This is a genomic window from Paenibacillus sp. GM2 (genome assembly GCF_900069005.2).
Taxonomy (GTDB): domain Bacteria; phylum Bacillota; class Bacilli; order Paenibacillales; family Paenibacillaceae; genus Fontibacillus.
Genome location: NZ_LN831279.1, coordinates 1,688,214 through 1,705,680 on the forward strand (window position 1 = coordinate 1,688,214; position 17,467 = coordinate 1,705,680).

General features: G+C 50.9%; 12 protein-coding genes. 8 read left to right on the forward strand and 4 right to left on the reverse strand.

All coding sequences use genetic code 11. The annotated features are described in order from the left end of the window. Positions 1 to 58: 58 nt before the first annotated feature. From BN1360_RS17385 to BN1360_RS17400, 4 genes are all read left to right on the forward strand, one after another. Positions 59 to 952 (forward strand): carbohydrate ABC transporter permease, encoded by an 894-nt coding sequence (locus BN1360_RS17385; RefSeq protein ID WP_068781119.1) that lies wholly within the window; start codon positions 59 to 61, stop codon positions 950 to 952. An 18-nt stretch (positions 953 to 970) separates the two neighbouring features. Further along, on the forward strand, positions 971 to 1,852 hold the full coding sequence (locus tag BN1360_RS17390; protein ID WP_082790105.1) for a carbohydrate ABC transporter permease: 882 nt from the start codon (positions 971 to 973) through the stop codon (positions 1,850 to 1,852). Between the two features lie 66 nt (positions 1,853 to 1,918). Beyond that, the gene (locus BN1360_RS17395; protein ID WP_229521031.1) at positions 1,919 to 3,694 is read left to right on the forward strand and encodes a sensor histidine kinase; all 1,776 of its coding nucleotides are present in this window, start codon (positions 1,919 to 1,921) and stop codon (positions 3,692 to 3,694) included. Next, entirely contained in the window at positions 3,691 to 4,896 is a 1,206-nt protein-coding gene (locus BN1360_RS17400) for a response regulator (RefSeq protein WP_068781121.1), read from the forward strand. Before BN1360_RS17395 ends, BN1360_RS17400 begins: the two co-directional genes overlap by 4 nt. A gap of 115 nt (positions 4,897 to 5,011) precedes the next feature. On the opposite strand, the gene BN1360_RS17405 is transcribed toward BN1360_RS17400, so the two are convergent. Both BN1360_RS17405 and BN1360_RS17410 read right to left on the reverse strand, forming a co-directional pair. Continuing rightward, positions 5,012 to 5,599, reverse strand: a complete 588-nt coding sequence (locus tag BN1360_RS17405; RefSeq protein WP_068781122.1) for a TetR/AcrR family transcriptional regulator — start codon at positions 5,597 to 5,599, stop codon at positions 5,012 to 5,014. Beyond that, entirely contained in the window at positions 5,596 to 9,828 is a 4,233-nt protein-coding gene (locus BN1360_RS17410; RefSeq protein WP_068781123.1) for a 2-hydroxyacyl-CoA dehydratase, read from the reverse strand. The genes BN1360_RS17405 and BN1360_RS17410 overlap by 4 nt, the downstream gene beginning before the upstream one ends. A 234-nt stretch (positions 9,829 to 10,062) precedes the next feature. On the opposite strand from BN1360_RS17410, the gene BN1360_RS17415 reads away from it, so the two are divergent. After that, on the forward strand, positions 10,063 to 10,767 hold the full coding sequence (locus tag BN1360_RS17415) for a DsbA family oxidoreductase (protein WP_068781124.1): 705 nt from the start codon (positions 10,063 to 10,065) through the stop codon (positions 10,765 to 10,767). 122 nt (positions 10,768 to 10,889) lie between these two features. Here BN1360_RS17415 and cls read toward each other — a convergent pair whose 3' ends face one another. Then, a complete protein-coding gene (gene cls / locus BN1360_RS17420) occupies positions 10,890 to 12,347 on the reverse strand; it encodes a cardiolipin synthase (protein ID WP_068781125.1) in 1,458 nt (485 codons plus the stop codon). A 620-nt stretch (positions 12,348 to 12,967) separates the two neighbouring features. Between cls and rsgA the strand changes: the two genes are divergently transcribed. After that, a complete protein-coding gene (rsgA, locus tag BN1360_RS17425) occupies positions 12,968 to 14,074 on the forward strand; it encodes a ribosome small subunit-dependent GTPase A (protein ID WP_068781126.1) in 1,107 nt (368 codons plus the stop codon). Positions 14,075 to 14,262: 188 nt separating this feature from the next. After that, the gene (locus BN1360_RS17430; RefSeq protein WP_068781127.1) at positions 14,263 to 15,000 is read left to right on the forward strand and encodes a tyrosine-protein phosphatase; all 738 of its coding nucleotides are present in this window, start codon (positions 14,263 to 14,265) and stop codon (positions 14,998 to 15,000) included. Positions 15,001 to 15,181: 181 nt separating this feature from the next. On the opposite strand, the gene BN1360_RS17435 is transcribed toward BN1360_RS17430, so the two are convergent. Then, entirely contained in the window at positions 15,182 to 16,042 is an 861-nt protein-coding gene (locus BN1360_RS17435) for a helix-turn-helix transcriptional regulator (RefSeq protein WP_068781128.1), read from the reverse strand. 153 nt (positions 16,043 to 16,195) lie between these two features. Between BN1360_RS17435 and fabF the strand changes: the two genes are divergently transcribed. Then, positions 16,196 to 17,431, forward strand: coding sequence for a beta-ketoacyl-ACP synthase II (gene fabF / locus BN1360_RS17440; protein ID WP_068781129.1), 1,236 nt, complete (start codon positions 16,196 to 16,198; stop codon positions 17,429 to 17,431). Positions 17,432 to 17,467: the final 36 nt, after the last annotated feature.

Below are 17,467 nucleotides of genomic sequence, written 5' to 3' on the forward strand. Positions count from 1 at the left end.
TCCCAAGCTCTCTTCGGTCTCCTTGCTCTACATTAACGTCTAGATAGGAGGGAACATCATGAATGTGCTTAAGGTGTCCGGATGGAAGATCGCTGCGTTTGTGCTGCCTTGTCTATTCATATACAGCTTGCTGGTATTCGTGCCGATTCTTGTCTCCTTCTACAGCGGCCTGCTGGATTGGAACGGGATCGGCGCGGCTAAGTTTATCGGTCTTAAAAATTTCGAGAAAATGCTGACAAACGATCCTATATTCTGGCCCGCTGTTGGAAGAACCATGCTGCTTGCCGGAGTATCCATGTGCGTGCAGCTGCCTCTGGCTTTATGTATAGCGATATTAATCAGCCGCTATGTCAGGAAGCCCAACTTTCTCGTCTCCAGCTACTTTCTGCCCGTCATTCTATCCGTTGTCGTGATTGGACAACTGTGGAAGACCATTTACAATCCGGCTTCGATGGGCGGAATGCTTAATCAGATTCTGGAGTCATTAGGGCTTAACAGTTGGACGCACTCCTGGTTGACCGAGCCGAAGATAGCGATCTATTCCGTGATCGTCGTCGCTTTATGGCAGTATCTTGGCTATCATATTCTGATTCAATTTACCGGCATTCAGAATATTCCTTCCGATATTTACGAAGCGGCCAAGATCGATGGCGCCAGCGGACTGAAGGCAGATCGTTACATTACGCTGCCGCTGATCGTGCCGATTTTCAAAATTTCGGTGGTGCTATCGTTTATCGGTTCGCTGCAATCTTTTGACTTGATTATGGTGATGACCGGCGGAGGTCCGGCACATGCGACAGAGGTCGTGGCCAGCCTGATGTACAATATGTCGTTCTTATCCATGAAGTACGGATACGGCAGTGCGATCGCTTCTTTCCTGGTCATTCTATGTCTGGCAGCAACGATTATTATCAACGGTTTGTTCAGCAAGCTGGACAAACGGTATTCATAGAAGAGAGGGGGAGATAAGATGAGTCACACGGCACCTGTCCTGCGGAAACCTACTGTGCGGAATTATAGACATAGACGCTTCTCAATAACCACTTCCATCGTCTATGTGATCTTCGCGATCCTGATCGTTACTCAGCTCTATCCTTTGCTGTGGCTGCTGATCTATTCCTTGAAGACGAACGAGGAGATTCTCTCCGGAAGCTTCTTCGCCTTGCCAGCCAGTCTGCAATGGCAGAATTACAGCGATGCGCTCGGAGGCGGGCAGTATTTCCGCTATTTGCTGAATAGTCTATTTGTTACTTCTGTAACGATGCTCTGTGTTATTGTACTGGCTTCGCTGACTGGATTCGCCATCGCCAGATTCCGTTGGAAATTTGCGAATGTGGTATTGATGGTGTTCCTCGTTGGGATGATGATCCCGATGCAGGGCACCTTGCTTCCACTGATGATCATTTTCAAGCATCTGGGGATTTTGAATACGCATCTGTCGCTCATTTTGCCTTATATGGCTTTTCAGACGCCAATTGCCGTATTTATCATTAGCGGCTTCATGCGCTCGATTCCGCACGAGATCGAAGAATCAGCCATTGTAGACGGATCGGGCGTCTTCCGGATTTATTGGAATATCGCACTGCCGATATCGGTTCCGCCGATGATGACTGTCTGCATACTGACTTTCATTAATATTTGGAATGAATACATCCTGGCTGCCACCTTCGTTACAGCCGAGCGGTTAAAAACATTACCTTTTGGCGTATACAGCTTCGTCAGCCAATATTCGGTCAATTATGGGGGAATTGGGGCCTTCCTCGTGCTCGGAGCACTGCCTGTCATCCTGATCTACTTCCTGCTCGCAGAGAAGATTACGAAGGGGATGGTCGCCGGGGCAGTCAAAGGGTAAAATAGGTTTACTATGAGAAGCTTCCGTTCAATTCATACCCGTCTGTTTCTACTATTATTAGTAGGTATGCTAGCTTTAGTATTAATAACGACTTATTTATACTATCAACGGGCGACCGAGCAAATACGAACCAAGGTGAGTGACATTGCGGAGAAGAACATGTCTCAGACCGCGGGGTTATTTGATTTGCTGTTAAAAAGCTATGACAGCGTTACTAAATCGCTGAACAGCAATACCGAGTTGATTCGTCTCCTGCAGGATCGCGGCAATAAAGATAATCCGGTGGTGCAAGTTAATAATGATCAACGGATTACCGATACATTAGGGGCAATCTTTTATTCGCGTGATGATATCGTAGGGATTCATATTGTTACCTATTCCGGCCGGGTATACAGCTATGAACGTTCTATGGGCGGAATGGTTCGCGAATATGCGGAGACGGCCTGGTTCCGGATGCTGCGTCAGTCTTCCGGGGAGATGAAATGGCTGGGGGTGTACCCTCAGTCGCTGATGAGCGGGGGATTCGACAAGCCGGTCTTCGCTTTTGGCCGTCAGCTGTTCGAGCTGACCGAGCTTAAGAAGATCGGCGTCGTGCTGATCGAGACGGATGCTTCCGCGATCATCTCCGCGTTATCCAATGCCAGTCTGGGAGCAGGCAGCATTGTGGCGATCCGCGATGAACATGGAATGGAGATCATCAGCACCGCTCAGGGTGGGGAGGAGACGGGCATTCCGCAGAACTGGCCTTCTACAGCGCGTATCGACGGCATCCGAATCCAGGAAATGAACGGCTCCTTGCTTACAGCCGCGCCGATTCAAAAACCGGAATGGACGTTAATTAGTCAGACCCCGATGTCGGATATGCAGCTTGAATTGAGGAAGACCAGACAGTATCTAATGTCTGTCGTTATTGGCGTCATTATCGCCGCTACATTTCTGGCCGGCTTCATATCGCGGACCTTCTCCCTGCCATTTAAGCGACTGATCCGTCAAATGAAGCAGGTAGAGATGGGGAACTTCCGCGGGGAAGTGAAGGCCGGTTCCTATGAAGAGATTAATGTGCTTGTCGCTTCCTTCAACCGGATGGTCGGACGAATCGATGACCTGATCGAGCGGATTAAGCTGGCATCGATCAGCGAGAAGAACGCCCAGCTTCAAGCGCTTCAGACCCAGGTGAACCCGCATTTCCTGTTTAATACGCTTGATATGATCTATTGGATGCTGGATGAACGGGAAAATGACCGTCTGGGCCGGGTTATCCTGGCCTTGTCCCGCATGTTCCGCTATAACAGCGAATGGGAGGAAGGTGCCAGTTCCACGCTGGGCAATGAGCTGGAGCAAATGCGCAATTACTTGACGATTATCGAGACTCGTCTCGGTGAGAGATTGCATGTAAATATTTCGGTTCCACCGCAGCATCTGGATTCCAAAATTCCAAAAATGACGCTGCAGCCGATTATCGAGAACGCTGTAAAATACGGCCTTGAACCGCTGGCCCAATCGGGCACGCTGCATGTCTATAGTGAGGAAGGTGAAGACCGCCTGCTGTTGATCGTAGAGGATGATGGGGTGGGCATGGACACGGCTACCCTGGAGCGCCTCTCGGATATATTGCTTCCCGGCCGCCGCGGAGCCGAGCACGAGCTGGAACCGCAGATGAAGATCGAGCAAGTGGAGGGATTGGCTGTAAGCCGCCGCGGTATAGGGCTTTTTAATGTTGATCAAAGATTAAGGCTGATGTTCGGCGAGCCCTATGGTCTCATTCTACATAGCGAAGCGGGGCAAGGAACCAAAGTTATTGTTGTAATGCCAAGATCCGATACGAGAGGAGCAGAGGTATGAACATTTTGGTTGTTGATGATGAGAGCATCATCCGCGAAGGGATTCAACGTACGTTAGCTCATCATTTTCCTGAATATTCCGTTCATTTGGCTGCGAAAGCGGATGAAGCGGCCTGGCTGCTCAGAACCGAGTCTATCGACCTGGTCTTAACGGATGTACGAATGCCTGGCATGACAGGGCTTGAACTGATGGAGCTGTCTCGCAGCAGACACCCTCATGTGAAATGGGTGGTCATCTCGGCTTATTCCGAATTTGCCTATGCCCGCGAAGCGGTGCGCCTTGGCGCCCGGGATTACCTGCTTAAGCCAATCGGCAAAGAAGCGTTAATCGATATGGTGGAGCAGCTTAGCGAGGAAATTGAGCAAAGCACGCTGCGCTCCAAGGAGACGCATTTGTTGCGGCAGAATGTGCGCCTGCTTCGGGAGGGCGCACTAACCAGGCTGATTACCGGATTGGACCTTGGCGGTATCGATTTGAACGCGTTGCTGGAGGAGCCGCCTTATTTCTATGTGGTGATGGTACAAATCGAACAGAAGCGATCCGGACATCTGGAGCATTTTATTGTGGAAAATGTGTTGACGGAGTTGATCGACAATATTGGCTATGGTGTCGTAGCCAGCGCTTCGCTCTGTCATCTCGTAGGCCTGGTAACACCGGATTTGCCACACCAGCTGCCTGTGCTGCTTGATGAACTGAGGACCCAGCTGAAGCACTGCTTGAAGGTGCCATTCCGGATCATCGCCTCGGAGGAGCTGGACAATTTCTCCCTCATTCCGAGCCAGGTTGAGCTTCTGAAGAAAGCGGCAATCGATCAATTCAACGAGCCCGAGCATGATAATAATCATAACAATGAAGCCATTGAACTGGCGCTAAAATATATCCGAGCTCACTATCAGGAGGAGCTTACGCTTGAGAAAATATCTTCCGTCGTCTTTCTAAATCCGGTTTATTTTAGCCAGTTGTTTAAACAGAAGGTGGGACAAGGGTTTAAGGACTATATTATCCATCTGCGAATGGAGGAAGCGCGGCGCTTGCTGAGCCAACCGGGCCTGAAAATTTCCGAGGTCGCGGAGAAGGTGGGCTATCAGGATATGAGGCATTTCTCCCAGGTGTTCCGTCGCAAATATAACATGACTCCAAGCGACTATCGCCAGCTGGGCGATTCCGGGAAGGGAGAGGGGCACCGCCTTTCCTGGAGCTAATGATGGAGCCGGTCGGCGTAGCCCATCCTAGATAACCATATGTACGAATTAGCGCAAAAAACCGGAGCAGCCCTGATTTCAAAATGGGGCTGCTCCGGTTTTAACTTTTCCTGAGCTATGATATTCTACTTAGAATATCCGCAACCTGCTGCTCAAGATCAGGCATAGGGCAATGATACATCGGACCGATAATCGGCTCCATCAGGATGGGGAAGAGCAAAGCGCCAAAAATCTGCACGCTCGTCAGTATCAGCTTGTCCGGGTCCAGCTCATTTGTCATTTCTTTCAGGACAGCGGTTACTTTTGGAAATCCCATTGTCTTCACATAATGAGCGAACTCAAATTGGGAGTCAAACGGGAAGCTGCTATGCCTTACAATTTGCCTCAGAAGCTCCGGATATTTCTGAAAGGTTCTGGCGTATTCGGTCAGGAAGATCTCCATGCGCCTCTTGGCGGGCAGTTCCACTTGATCCAGAATGGAGAAGCAGCCCTTATATGAGTTGAGGATCGTCTTGATCGTCTCGTTTAACAGCTTATCCTTGGAGCCGAAATAGTAATTCACCATTGCAATATTTACGTTTGCCAGTGCCGCGATTTTCCTTGTCGTTACGGATTCAAAGCCGGTCTGCATAATATAATCATGAGTGACCTTTAAAATATGCTCTTTCGCTGATAATTCATGTTCTTTAGATGACTGCTTCATAGGCTCACCCCGGCTCTTTCAATATTTTTGAATGCAGTGGCCAGCATCAGCTTCAGACGGTTGATCTGATTGACCTCCGTTTCGCTGGCATCATAGTCAATCGCTGTAATGTTAGCTGCTGGATACAACTCCTTAAGGCCCTTAAGCATTCCACGTCCTGTAACATGATTCGGCAGACAGGCGAACGGCTGAATGCAGGCGATATTCGTTACTCCGCTCTCAATCAGCTCCATCATCTCCGCGGTCAGGAACCAGCCTTCCCCGGCTTGATTGCCGACAGACAGCAGCCGGCTCGCCTTATCGGCCAGCTCGAAGATCGTCAGCGGCGCGGTAAAGCGCTCGCTTACCAGCAGTGCATCCTTGAGCGGCTTGCGGAACTGCTCCAGGAAATAAATCACGCTGCGTCCGCCTGCGATTCCCAGCTTGCTCTTGCCGAGATGCTGGCCTTTGTACATCGGCCCGTAGCTGCAGTAGAGGAAGAAGTCGAGAATGTCGGGGATCGCCGCTTCTGCGCCTTCCTGTTCAATCAGCTCCACAATATGGTTATTAGCTCCGGGATGGAATTTGACGAGGATCTCGCCAACGACACCGATTCGCGGCTTACGCTGATTTGCAATCGGCAACGTGTCGAAGTCCTGCACAATCCGGGCGAGGTTGCTCCTGTAAATTCGGAAGCTGAAATGATATAGCGAAGCCCGGCAAGTGTCCATCCATTTACGGAACAGGTCATCGGTGCTGCCCGCTTGAAGCTCGTAGGGGCGGATCCGGTTTCTGACCCGCATCAGGGCATCGCCATACACGGTAGCCGCAATCAGCTTCTTGATCAGGCCTAGCGAGAATTCAAAGCCGGGATGCTTCTCCAGGCCGACCGCATTCAGCGAGATGACCGGAATCTGTTCCAGGCCGGCATCCTTAAGCGCTTTGCGCAGCAGCGCGATATAATTTGTAGCGCGGCAAGCTCCGCCTGTCTGAGACATAATAACTGCCGTGCGATGGACGTCATATTTGCCGCTTCTCAGGGCATGAACGAGCTGGCCGATGGTCAGGATCGCCGGGTAGCAGGCATCATTATTCACGAAGCGCAGTCCTTCATCGATCGTATCCGGCGTCACTTCCGGGATCAGCTCAGCCCGATAGCCTTCACTGTTCAGCACCGCCTCATATAATTCAAAATGAATCGGCGACATTTGCGGGATCAGAATCGTATAATTCTGCTTCATTTCCTCCGTGAACAGGACTGTACCGCCGGATAGCGTCTCTGTCCGATCCGCTCTCACAGTCTTATGCTCACGCTCTTTCATCGCGGCCAGCAGCGACCGGATTCGAATGCGGGCGGCTCCAAGATTGTTAATCTCATCGATCTTGATCATCGTATACATCTTCCGGTTGCTTTCCAGTATCTCCTGAACCATGTCGGCCGTCACCGCATCAAGACCGCAGCCAAAGGAATTCAACTGTACGAGCTCGACCTCCTCGCGCTTGGCAACTACCCTGGCCGCGCGATAGAGACGGGAATGATAGGTCCATTGATTGACAACACGCAGATCATTGGCCGGCTCGGCAAGATGGGCGATAGAATCCTCGGTTAATACCGCCAACCCGTACGTATTGATTAACTCGGGAATCCCGTGGTGAATTTCCGGATCAACATGATAGGGTCTGCCGGCGAGCACAATCCCCTTTGTTCCGCTCTCCTCCAGGAAACGCAGCGTTTCCTCACCCTTGCGGCGAATATCCCGCCTGACGGCATCTGCTTCTGCAAGGGCGGCATCCACGGCTTCATTTATTTCCTTGCGCGGGATCTGTGTAAAAGTATTTGCCAGCTCTTGCTTGAGTGATTTCGGGTTATCCAAAGTCAGGAAGGCCTGAACATACGGAATGCCCGCCTCCTTGAGTCGATCCATGTTAACGCGGATTACTTCAGGATAGGAGGTGACCACCGGACAATTGAAATGATTCCTCGCTTCTCCATCTTCTTTATGTTCGTAGACGACCGAAGGGTAGAAGATGAAATCGACCTTCTGGTCGATCAGGCTGTCCACATGGCCATGAGTTAATTTGGCCGGGTAGCAGACGGACTCGGAAGGGATCGATTCCATGCCCCGCTCATACAATTTCTTGCTGGAACGAGGCGAGAGGATCACACAGTAACCAAGCTTTGTGAAGAAGGTGTGCCAGAATGGATAATTCTCATACATATTGAGAACTCTTGGAATTCCGACCGTGCCGCGCATTGCTTCTTCAACAGGCAGTGATTCATAGCCGAAGATCCGGTCATATTTATATTCATAAAGATTGGGCAGATTGCTTTTCTCTTTGCGCATGCCGGCGCCGCGTTCACAGCGATTGCCGGTGATGAAGAAGCGCTTGTCCTGGAAGCGATTGATCGTCAGGGAGCAGTTATTGCCGCATAGACCGCAGCGGCTATGGGATACCGAGCAGGTGAATTCCCCAAGCTCGGATAGCGACAACAGGCCGCTTGATCCGTCCTTGTATTGCTCCTTGGCGATCAAGGCGCAGCCATAGGCACCCATCATCCCGGCGATATCCGGCCGAACAACCTGCTTGCCTATCAGCAGCTCGAAGGCCCTTAACACCGCTTCATTGTAAAATGTCCCGCCTTGAACGATGATGTTCTCGCCAAGCTCCTCGGTATTGCGCAGCTTCAGCACTTTCTGGATCGCATTTTTGATGACGGAATAGGAGAGCCCCGCGGACAGATTAGCCAAGGAGACGCCTTCTTTCTGTACCTGCTTCACCTTGGAGTTCATAAAGACAGTGCAGCGCGAGCCGAGGTCAACCGGCTCATCGGCAAGCAGCGCCGCTTCCGCGAACTGCTTGATCGGCACGTTAAGCGAACCGGAGAAGCTCTCCAGGAAGGAGCCGCATCCGGCGGAGCAGGCTTCATTCAGCATCAGTCCATCGATCGCTCCGTTTTTGATCTTGATGCATTTCATGTCCTGGCCGCCGATATCGAGGATAAAATCCACGTCCGGAGAGAAGCGGGCCGCCGCTTTGTAGTGGGCCACCGTCTCGATTTCGCCGATATCGATCTTGAATGCGGCTTTGATCAATCCCTCGCCATAGCCCGTTACCGCGGCATTGGCGATGTAGACATCGCTTGAAAGCTCGCGATACATTGCCTGCAGACCGCTGCGTACCGATTCCAGCGGATTCCCGTGATTGCTGTCGTAGAACGTATAGAGCAGCTCATCATCCGTTCCGGTCAGCACGATCTTGGTAGTCGTGGAACCCGCATCGATTCCGAGGAAGAGGGGGCCGCCATAACTTATCAGCTCCCCCTTGGGGACCGAGGCTTGGGCATGGCGCTCACGGAACTGCTGCAGTTCCCATTCATCCTGGAACAGGCGGGGAAGGGAGACGGTGCTGCGGCTTCTGCCCATCATCGTAAAGCTCTCGAAGCGCGAGCATAGATCGCTGATCGCAATCGGCTCATTGCCGCGGCTCTTGATGGCTGCGCCGAGTGCTACGAAATAGAGACTGTTCGCGGGGAAGATGACCGCTTTGTCAGCGATCTTCAGCGTCTCGGCGAAGCGCTGGCGCAGCTCGGATAAATAGGTCAGCGGGCCGCCGAGAAAAGCGATGTTGCCGCGAATCGGACGCCCGCAGGCCAGCCCGCTGATCGTCTGTGTAACGACGCTCTGGAATACGGAGGCGGCGATATCCTCTTTGCGGGCGCCTTCATTGAGCAGCGGCTGCACATCGGTCTTGGCGAACACGCCGCAGCGGGAAGCGATCGGATAGATCGTCTTGCAGCCTTTGGCCAGCTCGTTCATTCCCTCCGCATCGGTCTTTAGCAAAGCGGCGATTTGATCAATGAAAGCGCCAGTGCCTCCGGCGCAGGCGGAATTCATTCGCTGCTCCAGCCCGCCGGTGAAATAAATGATTTTGGCGTCTTCGCCGCCCAGCTCAATGACAACATCGGTGGCGGGTATGTATTGCTCGACGGCCTCTGTGCAGGCGATAACCTCCTGAACGAAGGGCAGTCCCACATGCTCTGCCAAGGATAGTCCTGCAGATCCGGCTATGTTCATCGATACGGCAGCGTCCGGAAATTCAGCCTTTACATCATTTAGCATTTGCAAGGTCGTACCTTTCACATCCGCATAATGTCTGCCGTATCTCTGATGTATGATCTCGCCATTTGCTGTAATGGCAACCAGTTTAGTTGTAGTTGAACCAATATCCAGTCCAATGTGAAGTAGCATACAAAGGGTCTCCTTCAAACTGTGATTTAAACGTTGTTTAACGCGAATATAGCACTGGGACTTTAAAGAGGTCTGTAATAAAAGGCACAATTTTTTTAAATTAATTAATTTAAGGTGCTGTAGTTTTGTAAGCAAATGCTTTATAATGTAATTGTCATAGTTACAGCTATGGTTCGCATGTATGGACTACGGTGTCTCGGCTTAAGGTCGGGAATAAAATAAGGAGGATTCTAGATGAAAGTTGAAGTATGGTCAGATATTGCTTGTCCCTTTTGCTATATAGGAAAACGGAAGTTTGAACAAGCGTTGGAGCAGTTCCCTCATAAAGATCAGGTGGAGCTCGTCTTCAAGAGCTTCCAGCTCGATCCGAATGCGCCGAAGCAATATGACGAATCGATGGACGAGATGCTTGCACATAAATATGGGGTTTCCGTTGAACAAGCCAGAGGGATGAATGAGCAGGTATCTGCGCAGGCGCGTGAAGTCGGATTGGATTATCACCTGGATACGGCGGTGATGACGAACACGCTTGATGCCCATCGCGTTAGTCATTATGCGGATACGAAGGGCAAGAGCAAGGAAATGATGGAGCGCCTTCTGGCTGCCTATTTCACCGAATCGAAGCATGTCGGGGATCATGACGTATTGGCTGGCCTGGCTGCCGAGGTTGGGCTGGATGGCGCTGAAGTGAAGCAAATGCTGGCTGGCGACGAATATGAAGAGCAGGTCATTGGCGATCAGCAGGAAGGGGCAAAACTGGGTGTTCAAGCCGTGCCGTTCTTCGTACTCAATCGCAAGTATGCGGTTCGCGGCGCACAGCCCGTGGAAGCCTTTCTGGGCGCGCTGAATCAGGTATGGGAAGAGGAGAATCCCAAAGCGAAGCTCGACCTCCTCGGTTCTGACGGTGCAGCTTGCACAGATGACTCTTGCTCATTGTAAGCCGCCGCATAGGATAGCCTAATAGCAAAAAGCCAACCGATGATTAGCAGAGGCTGATCACCCGGTTGGCTTTTGTTTGTGCTTAAGTGTAATAAGGTTAAGTATGTTTCGGGTCCACTTCGCTACAAAATTGGCGATAGCAAGCGGGAGATTGATTCCTTCATGCGGACCCATCGCGGACGTTTCTCATAATCTTCCTCAGTCAGGAGGGTGGAGTCCTTGACGTCCTTCATGAATATCTCTTTCAGCTTCTCGGCGGTAGCTTCATGATATATAAATGCATTGACTTCAAAGTTCAAGCGGAAGCTGCGATAATCCATATTTGCGGTTCCGACCGAAGAAATCTCATTGTCCACGACGATCGTCTTCGCATGGATAAAGCCTTTTTTGTAGAGATAGACATTGACACCAAGCTTCATCATCTCCCCGATATGGGACAAGGTAGCCCAGTAAATAAACGGATGATCCGGCTTGTCCGGGATCATGATATTGACATCCACGCCGGATAGCGAGGCGATTCGCAGCGCATCAAAGACACTCGGGTCCGGAACAAAGTAAGGCGTCTGAATGTAGATGGAGTGCTTGGCGGACATGATCATTTTAATGTAACCGTTCTTGATATGCTCCAGTCTGGAATCGGGACCGCTGGTAACAATCTGCATACCTACCTGATCTTTGGTCTCTATGTCCGGGAACAGGCTAGGCTCGTATGTAATCTCGTTATGCTGCGAGGCTTGACTCCAGTCGAGAATGAAGCGAATTTGCATCGCATAGACCGCGCTGCCTTGAACCCGCAGATGAGTATCGCGCCAGTAGCCGAACTTCTTCTTTGTGCCGAGGTATTCATCCCCGACATTAAACCCGCCGACGTATCCGATCCTGCCGTCAATAATGACGAGCTTGCGGTGATTGCGATAGTTAATTCTCAGGTTGATGAGATGGAGCTTGGAAGGGAAGAAGGCTTCCGCCTCGCCGCCAGCTGCGAAAAACTCCTTGAAGAAGCCCTTGGTTAGCTGCCTGGAGCCAAGCTCATCATACAGCAGACGAACCTTGACGCCTTGTCTCGCTTTTTCCGTCAGCAGATCAAGAAATTCCTTGCCGAGACGATCCCGACGGAAAATATAATACTGAACATGCACCGATTCCTGCGCCTCTCTAATGTCCTGAAAGAGCCGGTCGAATTTTTCCCTGCCATCTGTAAAAATATCGATCTCATTATCTTCCGTCAGCAAGGCGTGATTCTCGTTCAAATGCATGTAAATGAGATCGTCATATTTGTTGGAAACCTCATTTTTGAACTGAAAACGGCTTGATTGGATGCTCCCCATCTGTGTGAGTAATGTTTGTTCATAGTGCAGCTTTTTGAAATCATCCCAATGAAAAAGTCGTATCTTGCGAAAATCCTGGGCAAATAGCAGGTACAGAACGAATCCGAGCACAGGGATGAAGGAGAGGACGAGGAGCCAGGCCCAGGTCGAGCCGATATCTTTCCTCTCCTTGAAGACAATGACTAGACCGAACAAAATGTTCAGTACAAAGATAATACCGGCGACGACAGTAATAAGGGAAGAAATGCTCATATTAGTTCCAATAAGTCCTCCTGCAACTAGTTTGTAATATTGTGATGATTATGCCACATCATTATACTTGAGCCTCTCTCCAAAAGACAACCTCCAAGAGGTTTTCTGAAGTTCGCCTCCGATCACGAAGAGCAATACCAATAGATGACTATAGTTATTTTGTCCATTGACTTCCCTTGGGGCTTTCCGATAAACTATGGGAAATTGTTGAAGGAGGCGATGTTGTATGAGTAACCGGATCATTGCTGTATATGTTGCTTATAAAAATACGTCTCCCGAACGGATATTTGTCCTCTGATCGAAGTCCCTTGCCCGGCTTGTAGTTAATTGCCTACAACGGTGGCAAGTTTTGAGTTCATCAGATAGGCATATGCTTGAGCATCCGTAGAGGGATTTCTGCGGATGCTCTTTTTGGTATGTGCTTATCTCGATTTCAACATTACGGTGATTGGCAGTTGTGAAATGCTTCGGAAATGGCGTCAAGATGACCGGGGAAAGAGTCATTTCTCTACTGTCTATCGTAATGGATGAGTAACTATGTGCCCCGGAAAGCTGCAGCGCAGGGATATCCTTTACGCATCTCTTGATCTGTCGGGAGAAGACGAAAGGGAGAACATCATTTGGAAAATCATCAATTAGAAGCATTTGGATGGACTGCGGAATGGCAGCCTAAATGGCAGCATATTGCCGAGCAATACAGTGTAAAAGGCCAAATGGAGCCGGCGAGAATTGTAGCCGATCATGGCCAGAAGTATGAGATTCGAAGTGAGCGGGGGACGAGTTGGGCGACTTTATCCGGCAAAGCTCGCCTCAAAGCCACGGAGCTGAGAAGCTATCCGGGTGTCGGAGACTGGGTTGCGGTGAAGATAATGAATGAAGGCGATGATGCGATTATCCATGAGATCGTGGATCGTAAGAGCCTGATTGTCAGGCAAGCGGCGGGGTTTGAGACGAAGGAGCAGATTATCGCTGCTAATGTAGACACCCTGTTTATCGTCTGTGCGCTTAACCACGACTTTAATGTCCGCCGCCTGGAACGTTATTTAATCATGGCCTGGAACAGCGGGGTTAATCCGGTGATCGTGCTGAGCAAGTGCGATCTCTGTGTGGATATTCCTTCCTACATCGCCGAGACAGAACTGATTGCTCCCGGAGTGCCTATAATTAGCGTATCGGCTCATCTTGGCATCGGCAGGGAGCAGCTTGAGACTTACGTCTACCCGGGTACAACGATAGCTCTGGCCGGGTCATCCGGAAGCGGCAAATCCACGATCATCAACTGGTTAACCGGAGCTGAGCTGCAGCTTACGCAGGACGTTCGCGAAGACGATAGCCGCGGACGCCATACGACGACGCATCGCGAGCTGTTCCTGCTGCCGCAGGGCGGTGTGCTTATCGATACGCCAGGAATGCGGGAGCTATCGATCTGGGAGGATGATGGCGGCCTGGAGCGTACCTTCGAGGATATCGAGCGACTGAAGGAACAGTGCCAGTTCAGCGATTGCCAGCATAAGCACGAGAAGGGCTGTGCGGTACTGCAGGCGATAGACGAAGGCCAGCTTGACCGGAAGAGACTTGAGAACTACCATAAGATGCAGCGTGAGATTCGATTTCAGATGAGAAAAGAAAGGATCGCCGCGAAGAGAAACGCCGGACGTTCAAGCACAAGCTCTTCTAAATCGGGGAAAAGAAGCCGCCAGGAATGGCGTAAAGAGATCGAGGACTAACTCCTCGATTTCTTGTTTTTAGAGGGAGATATATGGGCAGGTTAGACCTACTCCTTCATATTTCTGCACAAAATTGACGGAAGAGCTGCAGGTTTCCTATAATTTGTAGTAGGAAGCTGCGGATTTGCCTGGGGACTTGCTGATAGGAATCCGACATGACCTGGATCATTTGAAAGGCGGTTATTCTATTGAGAACGGCACCGAACGGCTTGGAGCGTCTGCTGAAATTGGACGGAGCTTATAATGTGCGTGATATTGGCGGATATGAGACAATGGCCGGTGAAATGGTACAGCGAGGACGTTTGTTCCGTGCAGATGGTCTGCACCAGCTCTCGCTGCGCGATCAGGAATTGATTCTCAAGCTGGGAGTAAGGACGATAATTGATCTGCGCTTCAGTGACGAGACGGCAGCGAAGAAGGATGTTTTTGCAGATCATCAAGGGGTCAATTATTATAACATCTCGTTGGTAAATCCAGCGACTACGAAGTTAAGAGATATTCGCAACCTGGGGGATATGTATAAAATACTGCTTGATACCTCCGGGCTGTTGATCGCAGAAGTATTCAGCCGCATTGCGGAGACGGAGGACGGGCTGCTGTTCCACTGCTCTGCTGGCAAGGACCGGACAGGAGTTATCGCTGCACTTCTGCTGGATCTGGCAGGGGTTTCTCGGGAGACCATTGTTAGCGATTATGCCGAGACGGAGACAAACCTGGCCCCCATTATCGATGAGATGGTGAAGGATCACCCGGCGGAAATGTCGCTGGAGGAGTACCGTGCCTTTATGGGCAGTGCACCCGAAAATATGGAGATTATGCTCGATCACCTCTATTCGGTTTATGGCGGTGCAGAGCAATATCTGACCACGAATGGTCTTTGTGCGGATGAGATCGAGACGATAAGACATAAGCTGTTGCAGGCCTAGGCAATGGAATGAACGATAAAATAAAAAAACAAACTTACCTTGATCTGAGCGGACGCTTCCTGCAAAAATGCGGTTTTATGGTTGATTAATATCTGGAATCAGGAAATGGATGCGTATTGCAGAATATTAAAAAGAATAGGCCCTTTCTATGTTAAAACCTGCATATTTGCAGGTTTTTTTCTTAGCTGTTTGGGCCAACTGCCTGCTGCCTCTCCAGCAGTCTTCTCAGCTTATTTTCTGTATTTGATTCAGCGGCAGGGGTGTAAATGCTGCAGCGCAAATCGGCGTCCCCCTGTACCTGGAAGGAGGTGAGATGGAATAACATCTTGCCGGCTTTGGCGTGTCTGAATTCAAGCAGCACCTCCGGCGCCGTACTTACCTTGCTCTGCTGCCACAAGGCGTTGAACTCCGGCGCGGCCCGGTTCATTTCCGCAATAAACTGCTCGTACCATTCATCTTCTACATACTGGCCATAATAAGCGCGGAAGATCGCCAGAAAGCCGCTGACGAAGTCTTCCCAATTGACGGCGAGCCGCCGTAATTCCTTTCTCGTAAACAGGAGGGAGATCATATTTCTCTGTTCAAAGGGAATGCTGTCGAAATTGATGAATACCTGTGAAGCCGCTGCATTCCAGGCCACGATATTATAATGGCGATCCGTGATAATCGCCGGACAGTAGCGCAGCTCCTGAATAATCTTGATCAGAGCGGGGCTGATCTCTGCAAGCTCGCCTTTGGAGCGGGCGGCAGGAGAGACAGGACCCATGGCCAGGGAAAACAGGTATTTCCGTTCGTCAACGGTTAGCTGCAGCGCTGTAGCAACACAATCCAGTACAGAGGCGGATACCTGAATATCTCTGCCTTGCTCCAGCCAGGTGTACCAGGTCGGACTTACTCCGGCCAGCTGCGCCACTTCCTCTCTCCGCAATCCAGGCGTACGCCGTCGCGAACCGTGCGCAAACCCGACGGATTCGGGCGAAATCTTGGCCCGGCCAGCCTTGAGAAATTCCGATAAGGCCTGGAGCCTTCCTTGATCTTTCATCAATCATTCCCCCTTCCAGAAGTCGAACTCGTTAGACTAGTAGTCTTTATACTATGATAACACACAACTTGTAATAGCATAATAAAAGTGACAAGATGGATGGTGAGCAAGGTTCTTAACTGAGCTGGATGAGACAGAAAGGAAGTTTGAACGATGGAACGAGTAGTGATTACAGGAATGGGCGTTATATCGCCTGTCGGACATGAAGTGGACAGCTTCTGGAACAGTCTTGTACATGGTAAATCAGGAATATCATCGATTGATACATTTGATACTTCAGCACATAAAGCAAAAATTGCCGGGCTTGTAAAAGATTTCGACGCCGAAGCGGAGCTTGGACGCAAGGAAGCGCGCCGTATGGACCGCTTCTGTCAACTCGCTATGGTTGCTGCCGAACAAGCCGTTAAGGATGCGGAGCTGAATCTGGAGGAGATCGATCAGCAGCGCCTGGGGGTCTACGTTGGATCAGGCGTAGGCGGCATACAGACATTGATCGATCAGCATGATCAGCTGAAGAACAGAGGAGCGCAGCGAGTCAGCCCGACACTGGTGCCGATGATGATCTCTAATATGGCGGCGGCAATGATCAGCATTAAATATGGAGCGACCGGGCCAACCCTCTCTCCGGTAACAGCCTGCTCGATAGGCAATACCGCGATAGGCGAGGCCGCACGCCTGATTCGCGCGGGCGGCGCCGATGTTATTATTGCCGGGGGGACGGAAGCAGCGATTACGGAAATCTCCCTGGCCAGCTTTGGCAACGCTGGGGCACTATCAAGCCGCAACGAGGCGCCGGAACAAGCGAGCCGACCGTTCGATCGCGATCGGGACGGCTTCGTGATGGCGGAGGGTGCGGGGATCGTCGTGCTGGAATCGCTGGCTCATGCCGAGCGGAGAAATGCCAGGGTTTACGCCGAAGTGCTCGGCTATGGAGCCACTTCCGACGCCTATCATATGGTGGCGACGCATCCGGAGGGAATCGGAGCGTACCATGCGATGGAGCTGGCGCTGAAGGATGCCGGAATGGAGCCGGGGCAGGTTGATGTAATCAGCGCCCATGCGACGAGTACGGAGATAGGGGATATCTCGGAGACGAAGGCAATTAAGAAGCTGTTTGGAGCTGCGGCGTACCATGTTCCCGTAACCGCCAATAAATCGATGACAGGCCATTTGCTTGGCGCATCAAGTGCCGTTGAAGCGATCGCTCTCGTCAAGAGCCTGCAGGAGGGCATTATCCCGCCGACGATCAACCTGAACGATCCCGATCCAATCTGTGATCTGGATTATGTCCCGCATGAGGCGAGAAAAAAGGACCTGCAAATCGGCATGTCCAATTCTTTTGGCTTCGGCGGACATAATGCAGTCATTGTGTTGAGAAAATTTAATTAATGCAAAGAAGAAGAGAGACCGTGAACAGGAAGCCGG